Annotated in this window: 14 protein-coding genes; 5 read left to right on the top strand and 9 right to left on the bottom strand. The window is 44.1% G+C overall.

Translation table 11 applies throughout. The features are described 5' to 3' along the window. Positions 1 to 102: 102 nt before the first annotated feature. The gene (locus DYB02_RS23030) at positions 103 to 711 is read left to right on the top strand and encodes an HAD family hydrolase (RefSeq protein WP_017448065.1); all 609 of its coding nucleotides are present in this window, start codon (positions 103 to 105) and stop codon (positions 709 to 711) included. A gap of 111 nt (positions 712 to 822) precedes the next feature. Here DYB02_RS23030 and DYB02_RS23025 read toward each other — a convergent pair whose 3' ends face one another. The 8 genes from DYB02_RS23025 to DYB02_RS22990 all read right to left on the bottom strand — a co-directional run bounded on the left by DYB02_RS23025 (position 823) and on the right by DYB02_RS22990 (position 10,388). Continuing rightward, positions 823 to 1,302, bottom strand: coding sequence for a Dps family protein (locus DYB02_RS23025; RefSeq protein ID WP_005461991.1), 480 nt, complete (start codon positions 1,300 to 1,302; stop codon positions 823 to 825). Between the two features lie 217 nt (positions 1,303 to 1,519). Then, positions 1,520 to 3,520 (bottom strand): HAMP domain-containing methyl-accepting chemotaxis protein, encoded by a 2,001-nt coding sequence (locus tag DYB02_RS23020; RefSeq protein ID WP_029804522.1) that lies wholly within the window; start codon positions 3,518 to 3,520, stop codon positions 1,520 to 1,522. 144 nt (positions 3,521 to 3,664) lie between these two features. Beyond that, positions 3,665 to 4,882, bottom strand: a complete 1,218-nt coding sequence (locus tag DYB02_RS23015; protein ID WP_029804523.1) for a hypothetical protein — start codon at positions 4,880 to 4,882, stop codon at positions 3,665 to 3,667. Beyond that, positions 4,875 to 5,588 carry an ABC transporter ATP-binding protein gene (locus tag DYB02_RS23010; RefSeq protein WP_005482754.1) on the bottom strand — a complete coding sequence of 238 codons (714 nt, stop codon included), beginning with the start codon at positions 5,586 to 5,588 and terminating at the stop codon, positions 4,875 to 4,877. Before DYB02_RS23010 ends, DYB02_RS23015 begins: the two co-directional genes overlap by 8 nt. Further along, positions 5,588 to 6,823, bottom strand: a complete 1,236-nt coding sequence (locus DYB02_RS23005; protein WP_029804525.1) for an ABC transporter permease — start codon at positions 6,821 to 6,823, stop codon at positions 5,588 to 5,590. The genes DYB02_RS23010 and DYB02_RS23005 overlap by 1 nt, the downstream gene beginning before the upstream one ends. Beyond that, a complete protein-coding gene (locus tag DYB02_RS23000; RefSeq protein WP_029804526.1) occupies positions 6,813 to 8,042 on the bottom strand; it encodes an ABC transporter permease in 1,230 nt (409 codons plus the stop codon). Before DYB02_RS23000 ends, DYB02_RS23005 begins: the two co-directional genes overlap by 11 nt. 40 nt (positions 8,043 to 8,082) lie before the next feature. Then, complete coding sequence (locus tag DYB02_RS22995) at positions 8,083 to 8,829, bottom strand: outer membrane lipoprotein-sorting protein (RefSeq protein ID WP_025501367.1); 747 nt, start codon at positions 8,827 to 8,829, stop codon at positions 8,083 to 8,085. 116 nt (positions 8,830 to 8,945) lie between these two features. Then, positions 8,946 to 10,388 carry a transporter substrate-binding domain-containing diguanylate cyclase gene (locus DYB02_RS22990; protein WP_023584669.1) on the bottom strand — a complete coding sequence of 481 codons (1,443 nt, stop codon included), beginning with the start codon at positions 10,386 to 10,388 and terminating at the stop codon, positions 8,946 to 8,948. A 475-nt stretch (positions 10,389 to 10,863) separates the two neighbouring features. Between DYB02_RS22990 and DYB02_RS22980 the strand changes: the two genes are divergently transcribed. Then, positions 10,864 to 12,207 (top strand): methyl-accepting chemotaxis protein, encoded by a 1,344-nt coding sequence (locus DYB02_RS22980; RefSeq protein ID WP_029804527.1) that lies wholly within the window; start codon positions 10,864 to 10,866, stop codon positions 12,205 to 12,207. 28 nt (positions 12,208 to 12,235) lie between these two features. On the opposite strand, the gene DYB02_RS22975 is transcribed toward DYB02_RS22980, so the two are convergent. Next, on the bottom strand, positions 12,236 to 12,529 hold the full coding sequence (locus tag DYB02_RS22975; RefSeq protein ID WP_025637468.1) for an alternative ribosome-rescue factor A: 294 nt from the start codon (positions 12,527 to 12,529) through the stop codon (positions 12,236 to 12,238). Positions 12,530 to 12,896: 367 nt separating this feature from the next. Here DYB02_RS22975 and DYB02_RS22970 point away from each other — a divergent pair, with 367 nt between their 5' ends. From DYB02_RS22970 to DYB02_RS22960, 3 genes are all read left to right on the top strand, one after another. Next, positions 12,897 to 13,106, top strand: coding sequence for a cold-shock protein (locus DYB02_RS22970; protein ID WP_005375625.1), 210 nt, complete (start codon positions 12,897 to 12,899; stop codon positions 13,104 to 13,106). A gap of 90 nt (positions 13,107 to 13,196) precedes the next feature. Continuing rightward, positions 13,197 to 13,742: a YaeQ family protein gene (locus tag DYB02_RS22965; RefSeq protein WP_005482675.1), complete on the top strand. Its 546-nt coding sequence runs from the start codon at positions 13,197 to 13,199 to the stop codon at positions 13,740 to 13,742. Continuing rightward, positions 13,729 to 14,271, top strand: coding sequence for a hypothetical protein (locus DYB02_RS22960; protein ID WP_005482688.1), 543 nt, complete (start codon positions 13,729 to 13,731; stop codon positions 14,269 to 14,271). The genes DYB02_RS22965 and DYB02_RS22960 overlap by 14 nt, the downstream gene beginning before the upstream one ends. Positions 14,272 to 14,349 lie beyond the last annotated feature (78 nt).

Genomic DNA, 14,349 nt, shown 5'->3' with positions numbered 1-14,349 from the left:
CATCAGTGATTTATTTTCGTACAACTTAGCCAGAAGAATCTAAACTTAACAATAACCTTTTGTTTTTATAACGATAGTTTGGTTAAGTTGTACGAGGCCACTATGATTCCCTTCCCACTAGAACTTGAAAGAATAAAAGCCGTCATTTTCGATTTAGACAACACGCTCGTCAGTTCAGATATGAACTTTCAAGATCTTCGTCAGCAACTCGGTTGCCCTCAAACAGAAGATTTATTGGATTTCGTAGAGCGCATCGATCACCCGCATCACAAAGAGCATGCACATAATGTCATTTTTGACCACGAGATTTCCGATGCTGAACAATCTAGCCCGATGATTGGTTGTCATGAATTGCTGAACTACTTGAAGAAAAAAGCGATTAAAACCGCCATCGTGACGCGAAACTGCCTAATTGCGACACAAAGAAAATTGGAACATAACCAAATCACCGTTGAGCAAGTGATCACGCGTGAATGTTATCCACCAAAACCCGATCCTTTATCGCTACAAGTGCTCGCCAAGGAGTGGCGTTTGATGCCAAATGAAGTGCTGTATGTCGGTGACTTCCTTTACGATTTACAAGCTGCGTACAATGCACAAATGCCGTCTTGTTTAGTGCATCACGGCATCACCGAACAATTTCAAAATTCGGCATCACTTGCGGTGAGAGAACTGTCCGATTTGCTGGCGTACTTTGAATCAGCGCACTGATCCCTTTGTCCGAAAAGCTCAACGAATCAGATTGCCAATTCTCAGAGACAAAAAAAGGAGCACTCATGTGCTCCTTTGGCTTATTCCCGAATCGTATGTAAATGTTTGAACTTAGCCTTGTAGGTAAGCGTTAAGCATCCACATCAGTTTTTCTTGCTCACGGATGTAGTCTCCCATCAGTGCCGCAGTACCTTCATCGTCTGCTTCACCAGCGTTTTGTAAAATCTCACGCTGTTTAACAAGCAGAACACCAAAACCATCAACCAAGCCTTTCACGCACTCTTCACCCGCTGTCGCGTTTTGATGCTCTTTGATTTCGCTTGATTCTAAGTAATGGCTAAACGCGTGTGCTGGTGTGTAACCCAACGTTAAAATACGTTCTGCAAGTTCATCAATTTTGGTTTGAAGATCTGTGTAGATCTCTTCAAATTTTACGTGCAATTCAAAGAACTGGTGGCCTTTGATGTTCCAGTGATAACCGCGTGTGTTCATGTACAGCACTTGATAGTGGGCAAGTAGCTGATTCAGTTGTTGTGCTAGTTGTTCTGATTGTTGACGATCTAGACCAATTAAGCTTACTTGTTTGCTCATAATCTTGCTCCTTGGAGAGTAAAGTTTAAAAATTCTTTTGCAGTGTTTGCTGCCGATGGAGTCATATTAGATCTGAGCGGTGAGGAAGGAAATTTGGTTTTAGCTATAGATTTAATACCTAAACTCAATGAGCAATGAGGTTATGTGAGTAGTAGAATAGTCGAAACCCTCGACCATTGTATTTCTTCATGGTCGAGGAGCATTCATTGGGGGGGGTCTAAGCCGTTTTAAACATGGCCATTTGTTGATTCAACTCGGTGACTTGTTGCTTCACTTGCAACGACGTCTCAGAAGCATGCTGACTGTTACTCGCCACCATTTCGACCGACTGTGTAATGCCTGCCATTAACCCATTTATGGATTGCGTTGCGTGAGATTGCTGCTCGGCAGCAGCGGCCAATTCTGCCATTTGCTCGTTTAGAGAACCGATCTGCTCTGTCGTTGAAACCAATCTCGTTACGGCATTATCGATGTGTTCAGCACCTTGCTCTGCCAACGACTGGCTGTGTTCAATTTCCTGAACCACCGTGTGAGTTGAACGCTGAATTGCGTTAATAATACCGTTGATTTCTGTCGTCGATTGCGTGGTTCTTGTCGCCAACATGCGCACTTCATCGGCAACCACAGCAAAACCTCGCCCTTGTTCACCAGCTCTCGCCGCTTCAATTGCCGCATTGAGTGCCAGCAAATTAGTCTGTTCTGCTAACCCTTCAATCACTTCCGTCACGCGGCCAATTGCTTCGCTCTCTTTGCTTAACTGCGTAACTTGGGTGCTGGCGCTTTCTATGCTGCTGTGTAAACTTTCCATGGTCGCTTTATTTTGCTCGAGTGCGTCACGACCTTGTTCTATCTCATCTTTTGAATCTGATAACTTTTGCACCGATTGATTGGCTTGATCCAACGTATTACTCGCAGCAAAGGCAATCTCTTCGAGTTGACGCCCCATTTCTGAGATATTGGACTGTTGTTGTTCAACGTTATTGGATGTCACTTGTGCCGATTCGAGAAGTGCCCCCATGCTGGTGTCCACTTGGTTCGCTTTGCCATTTACACCTGCAACAATGCCTGCCAGTGACTCGTTCATACGATTGATAGAGCTCGTAAGGTCAGCCAGCTCGTCCTTGCCAACAACGTTCAATGGTGGTTGAGAAACATCGCCAGAGGCTATAATCTTCGCTCGTTCTGATAATCGCTGGACTCTGCGTCCAATGGTATTTCCCATGTATTTTGAAATCGCAATCGCCGCAATCACGACCAGTAATGCTGCCACCAGCATCGACGTAAGCACATTTTTGATTGATTGACTGATGCCAACACCGCTTTGATCCGCTTTAGCTTGCTGAGCCAACACAATCGTTTCTAGGCTTTGATTTAACGCGTTTGCCGCGGGTAACAACTCATTTGCCATTAGCAAATTTGCTTTGTTCCATTCATCTGATTGACGCAGCGTAATCACTTGATCAGCCAAGGGGAAATACATCTGTTGCATCTCTTTAAACAATGACCATAGTGATTGGTCGTTGTCTGACAACATATCCAGTTTAGCGTCGATTTCTGCGACCGATTGGTTGTGGAATTTGATCAGGTCGTGATACTTCTCCAGATGTGTTTGCTGTCCGTACAACAGGAAATCACGCAGTGCCGAGAGAGCATTAGCTAGAGAAGTGTAACTGTCCGCGTAGACTTTAAATAAGCGCTTACGCTCACCGCCCATTTCATTGCCTGACTCTTCATTAATTAGGCTTTGAATTTGGTCGAGCGCGACTTCAGCAATGGGTGCAGCTTCGTTAATAAACAGATTATGCGCTGGCAGATTTTCCGCGCTGTGGCTCAACTCAATAAGCAAAGAAAGTGACACTTTCATCGCTTCCCATTGCTGATGAATCGACTGGAAATCTGACTCCGAGATCAGAGCTTGTAAGGTTGGCAATGCATCGTCCGTTGATGCCATGATACTTTGTACTTCCTGACTCAAACGCAAACCTTCGGCTTCATCACTTCCCAATAACATGTACGCTCGGATTGAAGACAACGAAGCTTGAAGCGATTGCTGAATTCCACGACTGGTATCAACAGTCGGCAAATCGGAACTCAATAATGATGATGCATGCTGTTCAACTATGTAGATATTACGATAAGTGAAAATCGCAGATGCGATAAATACGACGGCTAACAGCACGAAACTGAGCTGCAACTTCCCTGATATTGTAAGGTTCATCCATAAACTCCTGACAACGATGAGCCTTAAATATAACGACATTTGCGCAAATGTTAAATCAATGTATCAAAATGCATTTAAAAACGAGGCATTCTTCGCCATTGATAAACGTATTCAGAGACAACGACTGGTCACATGGCAAAGCTAGAAGCTGTATCGAATATTCGCAAACAACAAAGTGGCTGGTGTTTCGCCAAACAAACTGTCTCCACTGCCTGAAAAACGTTGTAATACAGTGAGCAGTTGCCAGTCGGTAGCTAAAGAATAATTACTTGATAAGCCAGCAAAGTAAGAACCATCGTCATAATAGCTGGCTGACAGTGTGAAACGATTCAATGCGGTTAAATCAAAACTCACATCGGCATAGAAGGTATTTTTAGTAAAGCTCAGGGTTTTAGCGTTCAGCGGCAAGTTGAGATAAGCAAGCGCGCTGTTGGCATCTTGAGGTTTCGAGATAAACAGCCAAGCCCCTCTTGTCATCCAGTTACGAACACCACCAAAACTGTAATCCGCTTCTAAGCTCGCTACAGTGTTATTATGCGTTGGCTCACCTTGATATTCAGCGTCTATTGGATCAAGCCAAGTTAACTCACCTCGCAGCCCTGCATCGTAAACATCGGTCGCAAATCCAGCTCCAAGAATGTAATCCGTCCGTGCTCGACCTGCGATAATTTGATAATCCCACCCAGAAACATTTGAAAAATAACGTAGCGAAGCACTGTTTTGCCCAGATTCTTGTGAAGGAGAGAACACCAAATCTAAGCCGTCGGCAAAACCAAGTTTTTTGCTGACCATAATGGCATCGGTGCCCGCTCTCTCTTCATAATCAAAGTCGTAAATCGAGTACGCGTTATAAACGTCATTAGGGTTCCAGATGGTATTCATGGACCAGTTAATACGAAAACGCCCGACACTGGCACTCCAATCGTCGCTCTTCCAGCTCACATACAATCGGTCAAATTGAGAATTCAGAATAACGTCGTCTTCGCGCCAGTTTTTGCTCAAATCAAAGTAGCCATTATCTAGCGCGACAAGTTCGGGATATTGAGGAATGTCTAACGCATCGCCCCACAAAGCTCGGTTTCGCAAGCCAACATTAACACGCCAGTTTGGAGAAAAACGGTATTCAAAATTCAGACGATTGTGCAGCAGATGATCGAGCGTATTGCTTTGATCATCTGGCATGCTGTATGTCGCCATATACTTAATATAACCATCAAAATCCCAAGATTTTTGAGGTTGTAAACCAGGGATATTGGCAACAGCACAAAAGCTGAAAAAACCAAGCAAGGAAAGGCTTAATGCCTGACTAACCACCACCATCCATAGCGGAGAAAAACGAATGTGTAAGCCGCTACGCATGAAACTTCTCTGCCGTGCTACCGATGTTGGCGAAATCTCTCGCGAGGCGTCCGTCTTCAAACACAATAATACGATGGGCTCGTTTGATGACCCTCGGGTCGTGAGTCGAGAAAATAAATGTCGTGCCCTCTTGTTCGCTCAGTTGCTCCATGATGTCGAGTAACTCCGAAGTGCTCTTTGCGTCTAAGTTGGCGGTCGGTTCATCTGCCATGACAAAACGAGGCTTAGGTGCAAGTGCCCGTGCGACAGCGACTCTTTGCTGCTGGCCACCCGACATTTTGCTCGGACGTTTGTGCATCTGCTGAGCTAAACCAACTTGCTCAAGGAGAGACATGGCACGCTCTCGGCATTCTCGTTCCGTTTTGCCTTGTAACTGCATCACAAACTCGACGTTTTCCAACGCGGTCAAAACAGGAAGAAGACTGTAATCTTGGAAGATAAAACCAATATTGTCTCGTCTATAGGCGATCAGCTCTTTCTCCGACATCTCTGAAATTAAACACCCATCGATTTCAACGCTGCCTGAAGTTGGAGCATCAATGCCGCCAAGCATATTGAGCAATGTTGTTTTGCCCGAGCCAGAAGGTCCCATGATGGCGACAAACTCTCCTTGTTTTATTTCCAAATCAACGTGTTGTACCGCATGCACAGGGAAATCGCTGTCTGGATTATAAGTTTTCGTCAGTCGCTCAAGTTTAATTGTCATCAGGTCTTCTCCCCCATGGCATCAGCCGGTCGATGCTTGAGAATTTGTCGTGCGGGATACAGAGCCGCAAACAGACTGGCCATAAAAATCGCTACAATGATCATTTGATATTCGTAAAACGAAACGCGAGGATAAAGCAGAGTATCGACGCCGTATGCACCTAAACCATCGGCCAGCCCTCCAAGCGACAATCCCGTCACACTGAGCAGCTTTATCATGGCTGCGCTGCCAAATAACCCTAAAGCACATCCCGTCAAACCAAGGAACATGGTTTCTAACGTGATCAAAATACGAATTTTGTGTTGCTGCATGCCCACTGCCATCAGCACGCCGAATTCTCTGGTTCGTTCAAACACCGACATAAGCATGATATTGACGATACCAAGCGTCATAGCCAACACGAACACCACCAGCATGACTTGGTTGGAGATATCCATCGAGCTCATCATTGTCGAAAGCAGGGGTTGAATTTCTAGCCATGTTCTTACCGTTAACGGCTTTCCTGAACCATCGTCGATCAAGGTTCGGGTAAACGACACGATATTTTGCAACACGTCGTCATCATTGGCGTTGAGCAAAATGGCGATTTCATGCGCCCCTGCTATCCCTGCAATTTTCTCTAGGTCAGCTTTACGGACGTACACGTTGCCGTCATCAAAGGTCGTGGACGGTGTTTTGAAGATGCCTTTCACTCTAAACGCAGCGCCAGAGACATCCCCATTGATATCGGAAAGCGTCAGAATGACTTTTGAACCGACTCGTAGCTTTAATCTTTTCGCCGTCTTTTGCGATACAAGAATGGGATTCCGGCCCTCTTCATCCAACCAATAACCATCGATGATATGCTCAGAAAGCGGCGTTATCTTCTGCTCTTGTTCAAGATAAATACCATTAATACGAATACCGCGAGAACTGCGGGCAGAAGCTATCATGCCATCGGCGAGAAACCGCTCCGATACGGCTTTCACGCTTTGATGCTTGTCTAATGTTGTCACGATGCTTTGCGAGTCAGGTATGGTGTCTTTCAGTTCAGGATTAACGAGATACGCACTTTGATGAATCTGCAAATGGCTGGTTTGCCAAGCAATCGCATTTTTGATCATGCTGTCCACTAAACCATTCATAAATCCGATCATGGCGACAACGCCCATCAAACCAAACACCATCGCACCAAGCATGATGAACGTTCTTAGTTTGTTCCGCCAAAGATTACGCCAAGCCAATTTAATCAACATGCGCGCCCCCTTTCAGCCCACTGGCGATAGGTAAACGAAGAAGACGAATCATCGGGTAGACAAGGCACAAGGATAAAATGATGAGAACCACGATAATTTGGTTAAGCAGCAAGTGAGGATCGAGAGAAACAGGCACAATGGGCTCAAAACCACTTTCCAACATGACTTGAGCAGCTTCGCCAGTAATTTCAATGGGATTAAAATAGAAGTAGCCAAGCACAGGTGCACTGACGATCAAACCCAAAACAATGCCAATAATGGCGATGAAAAGCGATTCAATTGAAATTAAACCAATCAGCTTGCTCCTGAGCATCCCAGTGGCCAACATCACGGCAAATTCACGCTGGCGTTCTAACGTCGTCATCAAAATGGTCGCGAATAGACCAAAACCAACGATGCCATACAGAATGTAGATGAGGAAGATGCCGCCAGCTTTGTCTAATGCGATTTGTTGAGAAAGCTCCGGCGATAACTCCTGCCAGCCTTTTACGGCGACGCTATTGCCGTAATCTCGCTTTAATTGCTCAATCACACTGGGCAATACGCGTAAATTTGAAGTATTGAGCACCCATGCCGTCACCTGTTTATCAAGTGAATACAATGTCTGAGCTGTATCGAGAGGCATATAAACCAATTGGGAATCCAACTGCTGTAACGGGAAATGCAAAATTCCCGCGACACGATACAACCCCGCAGCCGTCTGACCACGATACCCAGCGCCATACAACACCAACTCATCGCCAATCTTCAAACGAAGATACTGCGCTAAACCGCCACCGACCAAAACCGCATTTTGCCCAGAGGCGATAAACTCACCTTGAACCAACTTGTCACTAATGTGGGAGTACGCATTTTCTGATTCAGGATCAACGCCTAGAACCATGACACCCTTCGAACGCTCCCCTTTCGCCGCCAAGGCAAAAGATTCAACACGCGGAAGAATGATATCGATATTCGAGTTTGCTCTAGATGCAGAGATAAAGGTATCGGTTTGAGGAAGCACATCATCAATGCTAGATGAGTCGCCAAACTCAGGGTTTTGCAATTGAATAAGCCCAGTATAAAACTTTGCGGCGTTTTTGATGTTGGAACTGTAGCTACCTTCTTGGAAGGCTCTGGTGAGTAAGGAAAGAAAAAGCACTAGCGCGAGAGCAGTGGCCGTAAGTAACGTCCGCCTTTTTTGCCGCCATAAATTGCGCCATGCAAGTTTGATGAGCATCCGCTTCTCACCCCTCTCTTTTGTTCGTCTCTACCGCAAGTTAATCACGCAGGGATTTCATTTGCTGCTGCGAGAAAAAGTCATCATTTATATCGAAGTCAAACTGTGCCTGATGCGTGGTAAAAATGGTTTTATTCCCCGGTTTATCGACGGGTTTCATCTCCATTCGCGTCGCTATCTTTCTACCGCCTAACTCTTTAACGTCGTAAGTCGTCAACACATTCACCCGTTCATCGAACTCATCATAAAATTCCACTTTGCGTTGCAAATACGTCGACTGAGAAATCCATAACGTAACTTTGTTCCAAACAACAGGCGCATCAGGTTTAGCCGTCGCTTCAATGACCCAGACTTTATCCCCCTCAAAGCTGTCATTGCCGAATAAAGCGTGTTGATAATCCACAACGATTGATGATTGGTTGATCAGATCATCATTAGTAAAATCTGACCCCATCCAAGATTGGCTCAACATAGAAGGCGCGATTTTAATTACGCGCTCAATACTCGGCACCCAGTTCCACATCTCTCTATGACGCTTTAGCGATGCGCTGCCTTTATCTTTGGCTGGCGCGGTTACCAACACGAGCGACAACTCCGTGCCTTTTGTCCAACTTTTCATCGTCATAGAGCGTGTCCAATCAGGACGAACGATCTCCATGGTTGCCTCGCTATAACTGGATTTCCCCCTCATTGCTTGGTCTGATTTTTGGACAATATCGAAAGCACTTTCGGCATACGAAAGTGAAGTAAAAAGCAGGAACAACAGAGCGGCGACAGCTTTTGGCATAACTTTCCTCTAAGTCTTTTAGCTAATCTCAGAAACGAAAAGCGGCAATAAAAACTTGAAATTCAATTGAGTATAGCAAGAGGAAAAATCGAAATAGCGATTCACTACGCAAAAACTTAAGGCACCTGACGAAGAAGAGGCTCAACTTTGCTTTTATCGATCACTTTGAACATCGCGCAGTTTTTACCATTCATTTTGCCGCAGTACATGAGTTGGTCGGCTTCGTGCAAGTTTATGATGCCTTTGAACTCGCGATAATAGGCGCAACCCAAACTCACGCTGACATGGATCGCTTGCCCATTGAGTAAAACTGGTCGATCGTAAACACAACTGCAAATCGCCTTTGCAAGCGTTTCTGCTTCTTTTTCAGATAGAGAGGCAGTCACCAACGCAAATTCCTCACCACCGATTCGCGCTAAGGTTATTCGTTCGTCAGTCAGCGATTTTGCCGTGTCGGCAACAGCGACAATCGCTTGGTCACCGATTAAATGGCCGTATTTGTCGTTTATCGATTTAAAGTCATCAATATCAAACACCATCACGGTTACGTTTTTTTGCAATGAACTCAGCGTTGCCAAACGCTCGATCAAATGCCTGCGATTATAAAGTTTGGTGAGCGGATCCGTCAGCGTCAGTTCAAGCAATTGCTGATTTGCTAAGGTGAGCTGCTTTGTTCGTAGAGTCACCATTCGCTTAAGGGCGAAGATATGGTAAAGCGTGGCAATAACCATGATGAAAATGGCAATTGGCAACAGGTAAATGGGATATACCGTCTTGACTAAACTCCACCGATTGAGGATCCGTTCTTTGTCTGAGTCGATGATTTTTTCAAAGTCGTGGGAGATTTTCGTTACTGGAATCGAACTGTGCTGGCCTGTCGCAATGCGCAGATCTTTGCTGTACAGATTGAGGGTAGGCACAAACATGCCTGCATCTGGTGTTGTCGCCATGTGGAAGTTAGCCACTTGCAAATCGGCGACAAAGTACAAGATATTTTTCTCGACGGCAGCTCGGATCATCGCATCGTTATTTAAATATTCCACTAACGACGCTCTAGGGTAGTTGGCACGCACAAATTCCGCTTCATAGCTGCCTTTTACCAAGCCAATAGGAAGCTCTACCTCTCCAGTAAGCACGCCCTTAATATCAACGGCTAGCATATCTTTATTGACGTACAACTTGGTTTGAATAGGCATGATAACCGCACCAAAATCAAGGTACTTATCGCGAGCCTCAGAGTAAATCAGACCAGCGTGAACATCCGCACGCCCCTCCTTAACTGCACGCAAAGACTCTTCCCAATCGAGCAGCAGGAACTCAACACGAACGTGATTTCTTTCGGCATACTCTCGCCAGAAGTCAATCAGAATGCCTTTGGGTTCACCATCTTGTGAGACATATGAGAACGGCTTCCAAGCCTTAGAATTGGTGACAATCAATGTATCGACTTTAGTTTGGTGAGCGAAACTGTACGAACACATGGCAAGCCATAGTAATAACAACGAAGTACACGCCCTAGTGCACTTGTAACCATAAGTACTAAAACTTGTTGATGCCATACCCACTACTCACCAGTCTTTTTTTGAAAACAATGTCTGCTGTTTGATTCGAATAAAGATATAGCAGACCTATCAATAACGAAATGAGATGCTTATTGATATGAATCTAAATTAGTACTTTTTAATACAAATTTGGTACTTTTTTGTTATTCTTGCTTTGAATACGAAGTCACTAATTTGTTTATATACACTTCATTAATAAGCTCAATTGAACAATTTCTTAAAAAGAAGTTTTCTATACATCTTGTGAAGAAGTGACCTTCCACCCCTTTGTTTTGCATACAGTTATTTCCCAAACGCTAATCAAAGCCATCAAACATTCGCCAAAAACGCGACAAAATTGACTCTGCTGCCATTTGCTTTATGCACATGTACGCCTAAATTTACATACTGACAACTTTATTTACAAATACTTACATCGAACAAATAGCGAAAACTAAATTCTTGAAAAGCTCATTTAGAAAAGGAATTCAAAATGTTTGGCTTGCGAACTCGAAACCAAGAAGCAGAAAGTGAATACAGCCGCTTCATCAAAGGCTTATCCGATAGTATGGCAATGATTGAGTTTGATACGAGAGGCATCATTCTCAATGCGAATGATTTATTTCTTTCTTGTGTTGGATACACACGAGAAGCGATTGTTGGAAAACATCATTCGATTTTCTGTGACCGAGGCTATGTTCAGTCCCCTCGATACCAACAATTTTGGGATGACTTAAAAATGGGTAAGCATAAACGCGGTACGTTTGAGCGTCTAACCTCGCAACGTGAAAGACTGGTACTTGAAGCCAGTTACTTTCCCATTGAATCTGAACACGGACAAATTGAAAAAGTAGTCAAGATCGCGTCAGACGTGACACAACAGCGGCTAGAATCAGAGCAAAAAGAAGCCATTTTGAATGCGTTAGATCTGTCTCTAGCCACGATTGAGTTCGACCGTGAAGGATACATTCTGACCGCCAACCAAAACTTCTTAAAAACCTTGGGATACGAGTTAAGCGATGTTCAAGGAAAACATCACAAACTATTTTGCTTTGACGATTTTTACCAAGAAAATCCCGGCTTTTGGAAAGATCTCGCCGCCGGCCAGTTTAAGTCCGGACAATTTTTAAGGCGTTCAGCTTCAGGTGACAAAGTGTACATTGAAGCCACTTACAACCCCATCTTCGATCCGTTGGGCAACGTCATCAAAGTCGTCAAATTTGCATCTGACATCACTGATAAAGTTCAAAGGGATTTAAACATCTCTCAAGCGATAGCCGACTCTTCTTTTATCGCGAGAAATGCCAGCGAAGAAGCCACATCAAACGTCTGCGGCGCAGAACATTCTCTGAATGAGTTTCGCACCATGATTGAAGAAGTACTGAGTGCCGTCACCGCTTGTGATGATAAAGTTCAAGAGCTATTTAAAACCTCGCAGCAAGTCACTGAAATCGTCAAAGTGATCGACAGCATCGCCTCACAAACCAATCTCCTAGCTCTAAACGCAGCGATTGAAGCAGCTAGAGCTGGTGAACATGGACGAGGATTTGCAGTGGTTGCGGATGAAGTGAGAACTTTAGCAACTCGAACCAGCACGTCGATTGATGAAATCAACCACGTAGTTCTGAGCAACCAATCCCTAACGACCGAAACTCGCTCATTTATCGAAGTCATCAACCAAGGCTTTCTCAGTTCGATGTCGAAACTATTGGAAGTGGACGAGTTTATGAAATCAATCGATGAAGGTTCACACCTAACAGTTGAGTCGATCAGCGCACTGACAGCTATCGTCAATCAGGATACTCATCTCCCTTTGAATTCAGCATCAAATGTTTAGCGCAAACTTGACAGCTAAGTATTGATTTTTATGAGCAATAGGCCTGAACAGAAACTTTTCGATCAAACAACTCTTTGACTCTGAGCAAGAAAAAAGCCCTATTCAAAATCCACTTTAGTGAGAACTTTGAATAGGGCTCTTTGCCTCGGTGCTTCATTTTACGGTTGAAGCTGCCTTTACCTTTTTTCGATTTGACGACTCGGGTTCTGAACAACTGACTGGTAACAACTGCCTTTAGCGCATTGTCTTTAATCTCGCCTCTGCCGAATTCGGTGTCTTTGTTAAATTCATTCGGCTGAGGATTACATTTTGCTTTTGCCATAAATCCTCCTTAATGGTCGAACCAGATTGGACAATAATTATATAAAGAAGTCAAATTTGTAGAATTCCTCGTATTTTATGCTTAAAAACTTCACTTCTACGTCATTTATTTGAAATTTAATCAAAAACATGCCGGTTAAATAGTGACTAAATACAAATATTTCTCCATAAAGCACTAATATATGTTGACTCCTACAGGATTTAACCTAGACTCAAACACGGCTAGAAAGAAAGTTCTTTGTTTTCACATTTCGTTGGATTTCTTGTAACTCCGTCGTCCTGTGGTACGCAATAGCAATTTATTTTTCCACGCTATAAGCGCCGTTGAGGCGAAAGATTACACAAATTTAGATATTTAGGAAATAGACATGTCTAACACAGCTACTGGCACAGTTAAGTGGTTCAACGAAACTAAAGGCTTCGGTTTCATCCAACAAGAAAACGGTCCTGACGTATTTGCTCACTTCTCTGCAATCACTGGTGACGGCTTCCGTACTCTAGTTGAAGGCCAGAAAGTAGAATTTGTTATCTCTCAAGGTCAAAAAGGCCCTCAAGCAGAGCAAATCAAAGTACTTTAATTCTTAAAGAATTTGATATGATAGCCAGCTTTTAAGCTGGCTATTTTTTTGCCCAAAGCAAATTTTCGCCCATAAAAACGATATAAACCCATGGCTCTAAAACCAACCATTTATAAATTTCGTATCGCTCTTTCCGATATGAATAACGATTACTACGATTCCAAGAACCTTACTATCGCTCTGCATCCCTCTGAAAAACCTCAACGCATGCTGGCTCGTATCTTGGCTTTCTGCCTCAATGCCCAAAAAGACTTGGAATTTACCAAAGGCCTCTCAACCACAGAAGAGCCAGATTTATGGCATGTTGCAGATGACCAAAGCATCACGCATTGGATTGAGATCGGCGAACCCGAACCAGATCGAATCAAAAAAGCCTCTCGCCTTGCCAAGCAGGTCAAGGTCTATACGTACAATACTAAAGCACCGGTGTGGTGGGAGAAAATGTCAGGTAAGTTTTCAATGCTTCCAGTAAGCGTAGAAAGCTTTGACTACGACGCTATCGATATGATTTGTCAGCACCTTGACCGTGGCACAAACCTTTCTGTTATGATTACCGGCACCTCTATTTTTGTTGATGTGAACGATCAACACGTCGAAGTAACAGTGAAGGAACTGCAAAGTCATGACGCCCCTTAGTGAACTGATTAAACAAATGGGAATCAAAAAGATTCCCTTCGTTGATGAGCATAAAGCAGCCAAGAAGCGTTGGTTGAAAGAACAAGCTCCGTTGTTTGCACGCGTATGTGAAAACAAGCCAGCAACGAATCCAGTACTTCACCTACTCGGGCTCCTGACGAAATCCCATATCGAAGCAAGTGCGTTGTATGAACAACACGCTCATTCGACACAGCAAATGCAAAAGGTCTTGGCAGATACGCTGGGGGATGAGCAGGCAGACAAATTCACCAATCAATCGGCAGAAGATCTTGTTCTGATCACCCATTTGTGGCTCTTCACTCAAGGCTATCTGAACATGGATTTTAGCTTAGCGCACGATCACGCGGAGCAGACACAAAACACATTACAGCACGAACTTGTGATTAAACGTATTGATGTTGACGCGTTCAGAACAGAGCTAATGCAAAGCTTCTATTTAGGTAAAGAGGCAAACCCAACAGCATCAAATGGCTTTTTCGGCTGGTTGAAGCGACTATTTTCCTCATAAAATACATGGTTTTATCAATCCGAAACAACTGATAGACTGCGTCTCCAATGCAACAAGCATCATGTTTGCATTGTTAAG

This window comes from Vibrio parahaemolyticus (assembly GCF_900460535.1).
Lineage (GTDB): Bacteria > Pseudomonadota > Gammaproteobacteria > Enterobacterales > Vibrionaceae > Vibrio > Vibrio parahaemolyticus.
Note: the sequence above shows the minus strand (reverse complement) of the source record. Positions and strands in the feature narration are given on the sequence as shown.

What these genes read in the sequence shown, in the direction of transcription:
- DYB02_RS23020 (WP_029804522.1), bottom strand. Translation starts at nt 3,520, where the DNA reads ATGAACCTTACAATATCAGGGAAGTTGCAGCTCAGTTTCGTGCTGTTA.
- DYB02_RS23015 (WP_029804523.1), bottom strand. Translation starts at nt 4,882, where the DNA reads ATGCGTAGCGGCTTACACATTCGTTTTTCTCCGCTATGGATGGTGGTG.
- DYB02_RS22995 (WP_025501367.1), bottom strand. Translation starts at nt 8,829, where the DNA reads ATGCCAAAAGCTGTCGCCGCTCTGTTGTTCCTGCTTTTTACTTCACTT.
- DYB02_RS23010 (WP_005482754.1), bottom strand. Translation starts at nt 5,588, where the DNA reads ATGACAATTAAACTTGAGCGACTGACGAAAACTTATAATCCAGACAGC.
- DYB02_RS22970 (WP_005375625.1), top strand. Translation starts at nt 12,897, where the DNA reads ATGTCTAACACAGCTACTGGCACAGTTAAGTGGTTCAACGAAACTAAA.
- DYB02_RS23025 (WP_005461991.1), bottom strand. Translation starts at nt 1,302, where the DNA reads ATGAGCAAACAAGTAAGCTTAATTGGTCTAGATCGTCAACAATCAGAA.
- DYB02_RS22960 (WP_005482688.1), top strand. Translation starts at nt 13,729, where the DNA reads ATGACGCCCCTTAGTGAACTGATTAAACAAATGGGAATCAAAAAGATT.
- DYB02_RS23005 (WP_029804525.1), bottom strand. Translation starts at nt 6,823, where the DNA reads ATGTTGATTAAATTGGCTTGGCGTAATCTTTGGCGGAACAAACTAAGA.
- DYB02_RS23030 (WP_017448065.1), top strand. Translation starts at nt 103, where the DNA reads ATGATTCCCTTCCCACTAGAACTTGAAAGAATAAAAGCCGTCATTTTC.
- DYB02_RS23000 (WP_029804526.1), bottom strand. Translation starts at nt 8,042, where the DNA reads ATGCTCATCAAACTTGCATGGCGCAATTTATGGCGGCAAAAAAGGCGG.
- DYB02_RS22990 (WP_023584669.1), bottom strand. Translation starts at nt 10,388, where the DNA reads ATGGCATCAACAAGTTTTAGTACTTATGGTTACAAGTGCACTAGGGCG.
- DYB02_RS22975 (WP_025637468.1), bottom strand. Translation starts at nt 12,529, where the DNA reads ATGGCAAAAGCAAAATGTAATCCTCAGCCGAATGAATTTAACAAAGAC.
- DYB02_RS22965 (WP_005482675.1), top strand. Translation starts at nt 13,197, where the DNA reads ATGGCTCTAAAACCAACCATTTATAAATTTCGTATCGCTCTTTCCGAT.
- DYB02_RS22980 (WP_029804527.1), top strand. Translation starts at nt 10,864, where the DNA reads ATGTTTGGCTTGCGAACTCGAAACCAAGAAGCAGAAAGTGAATACAGC.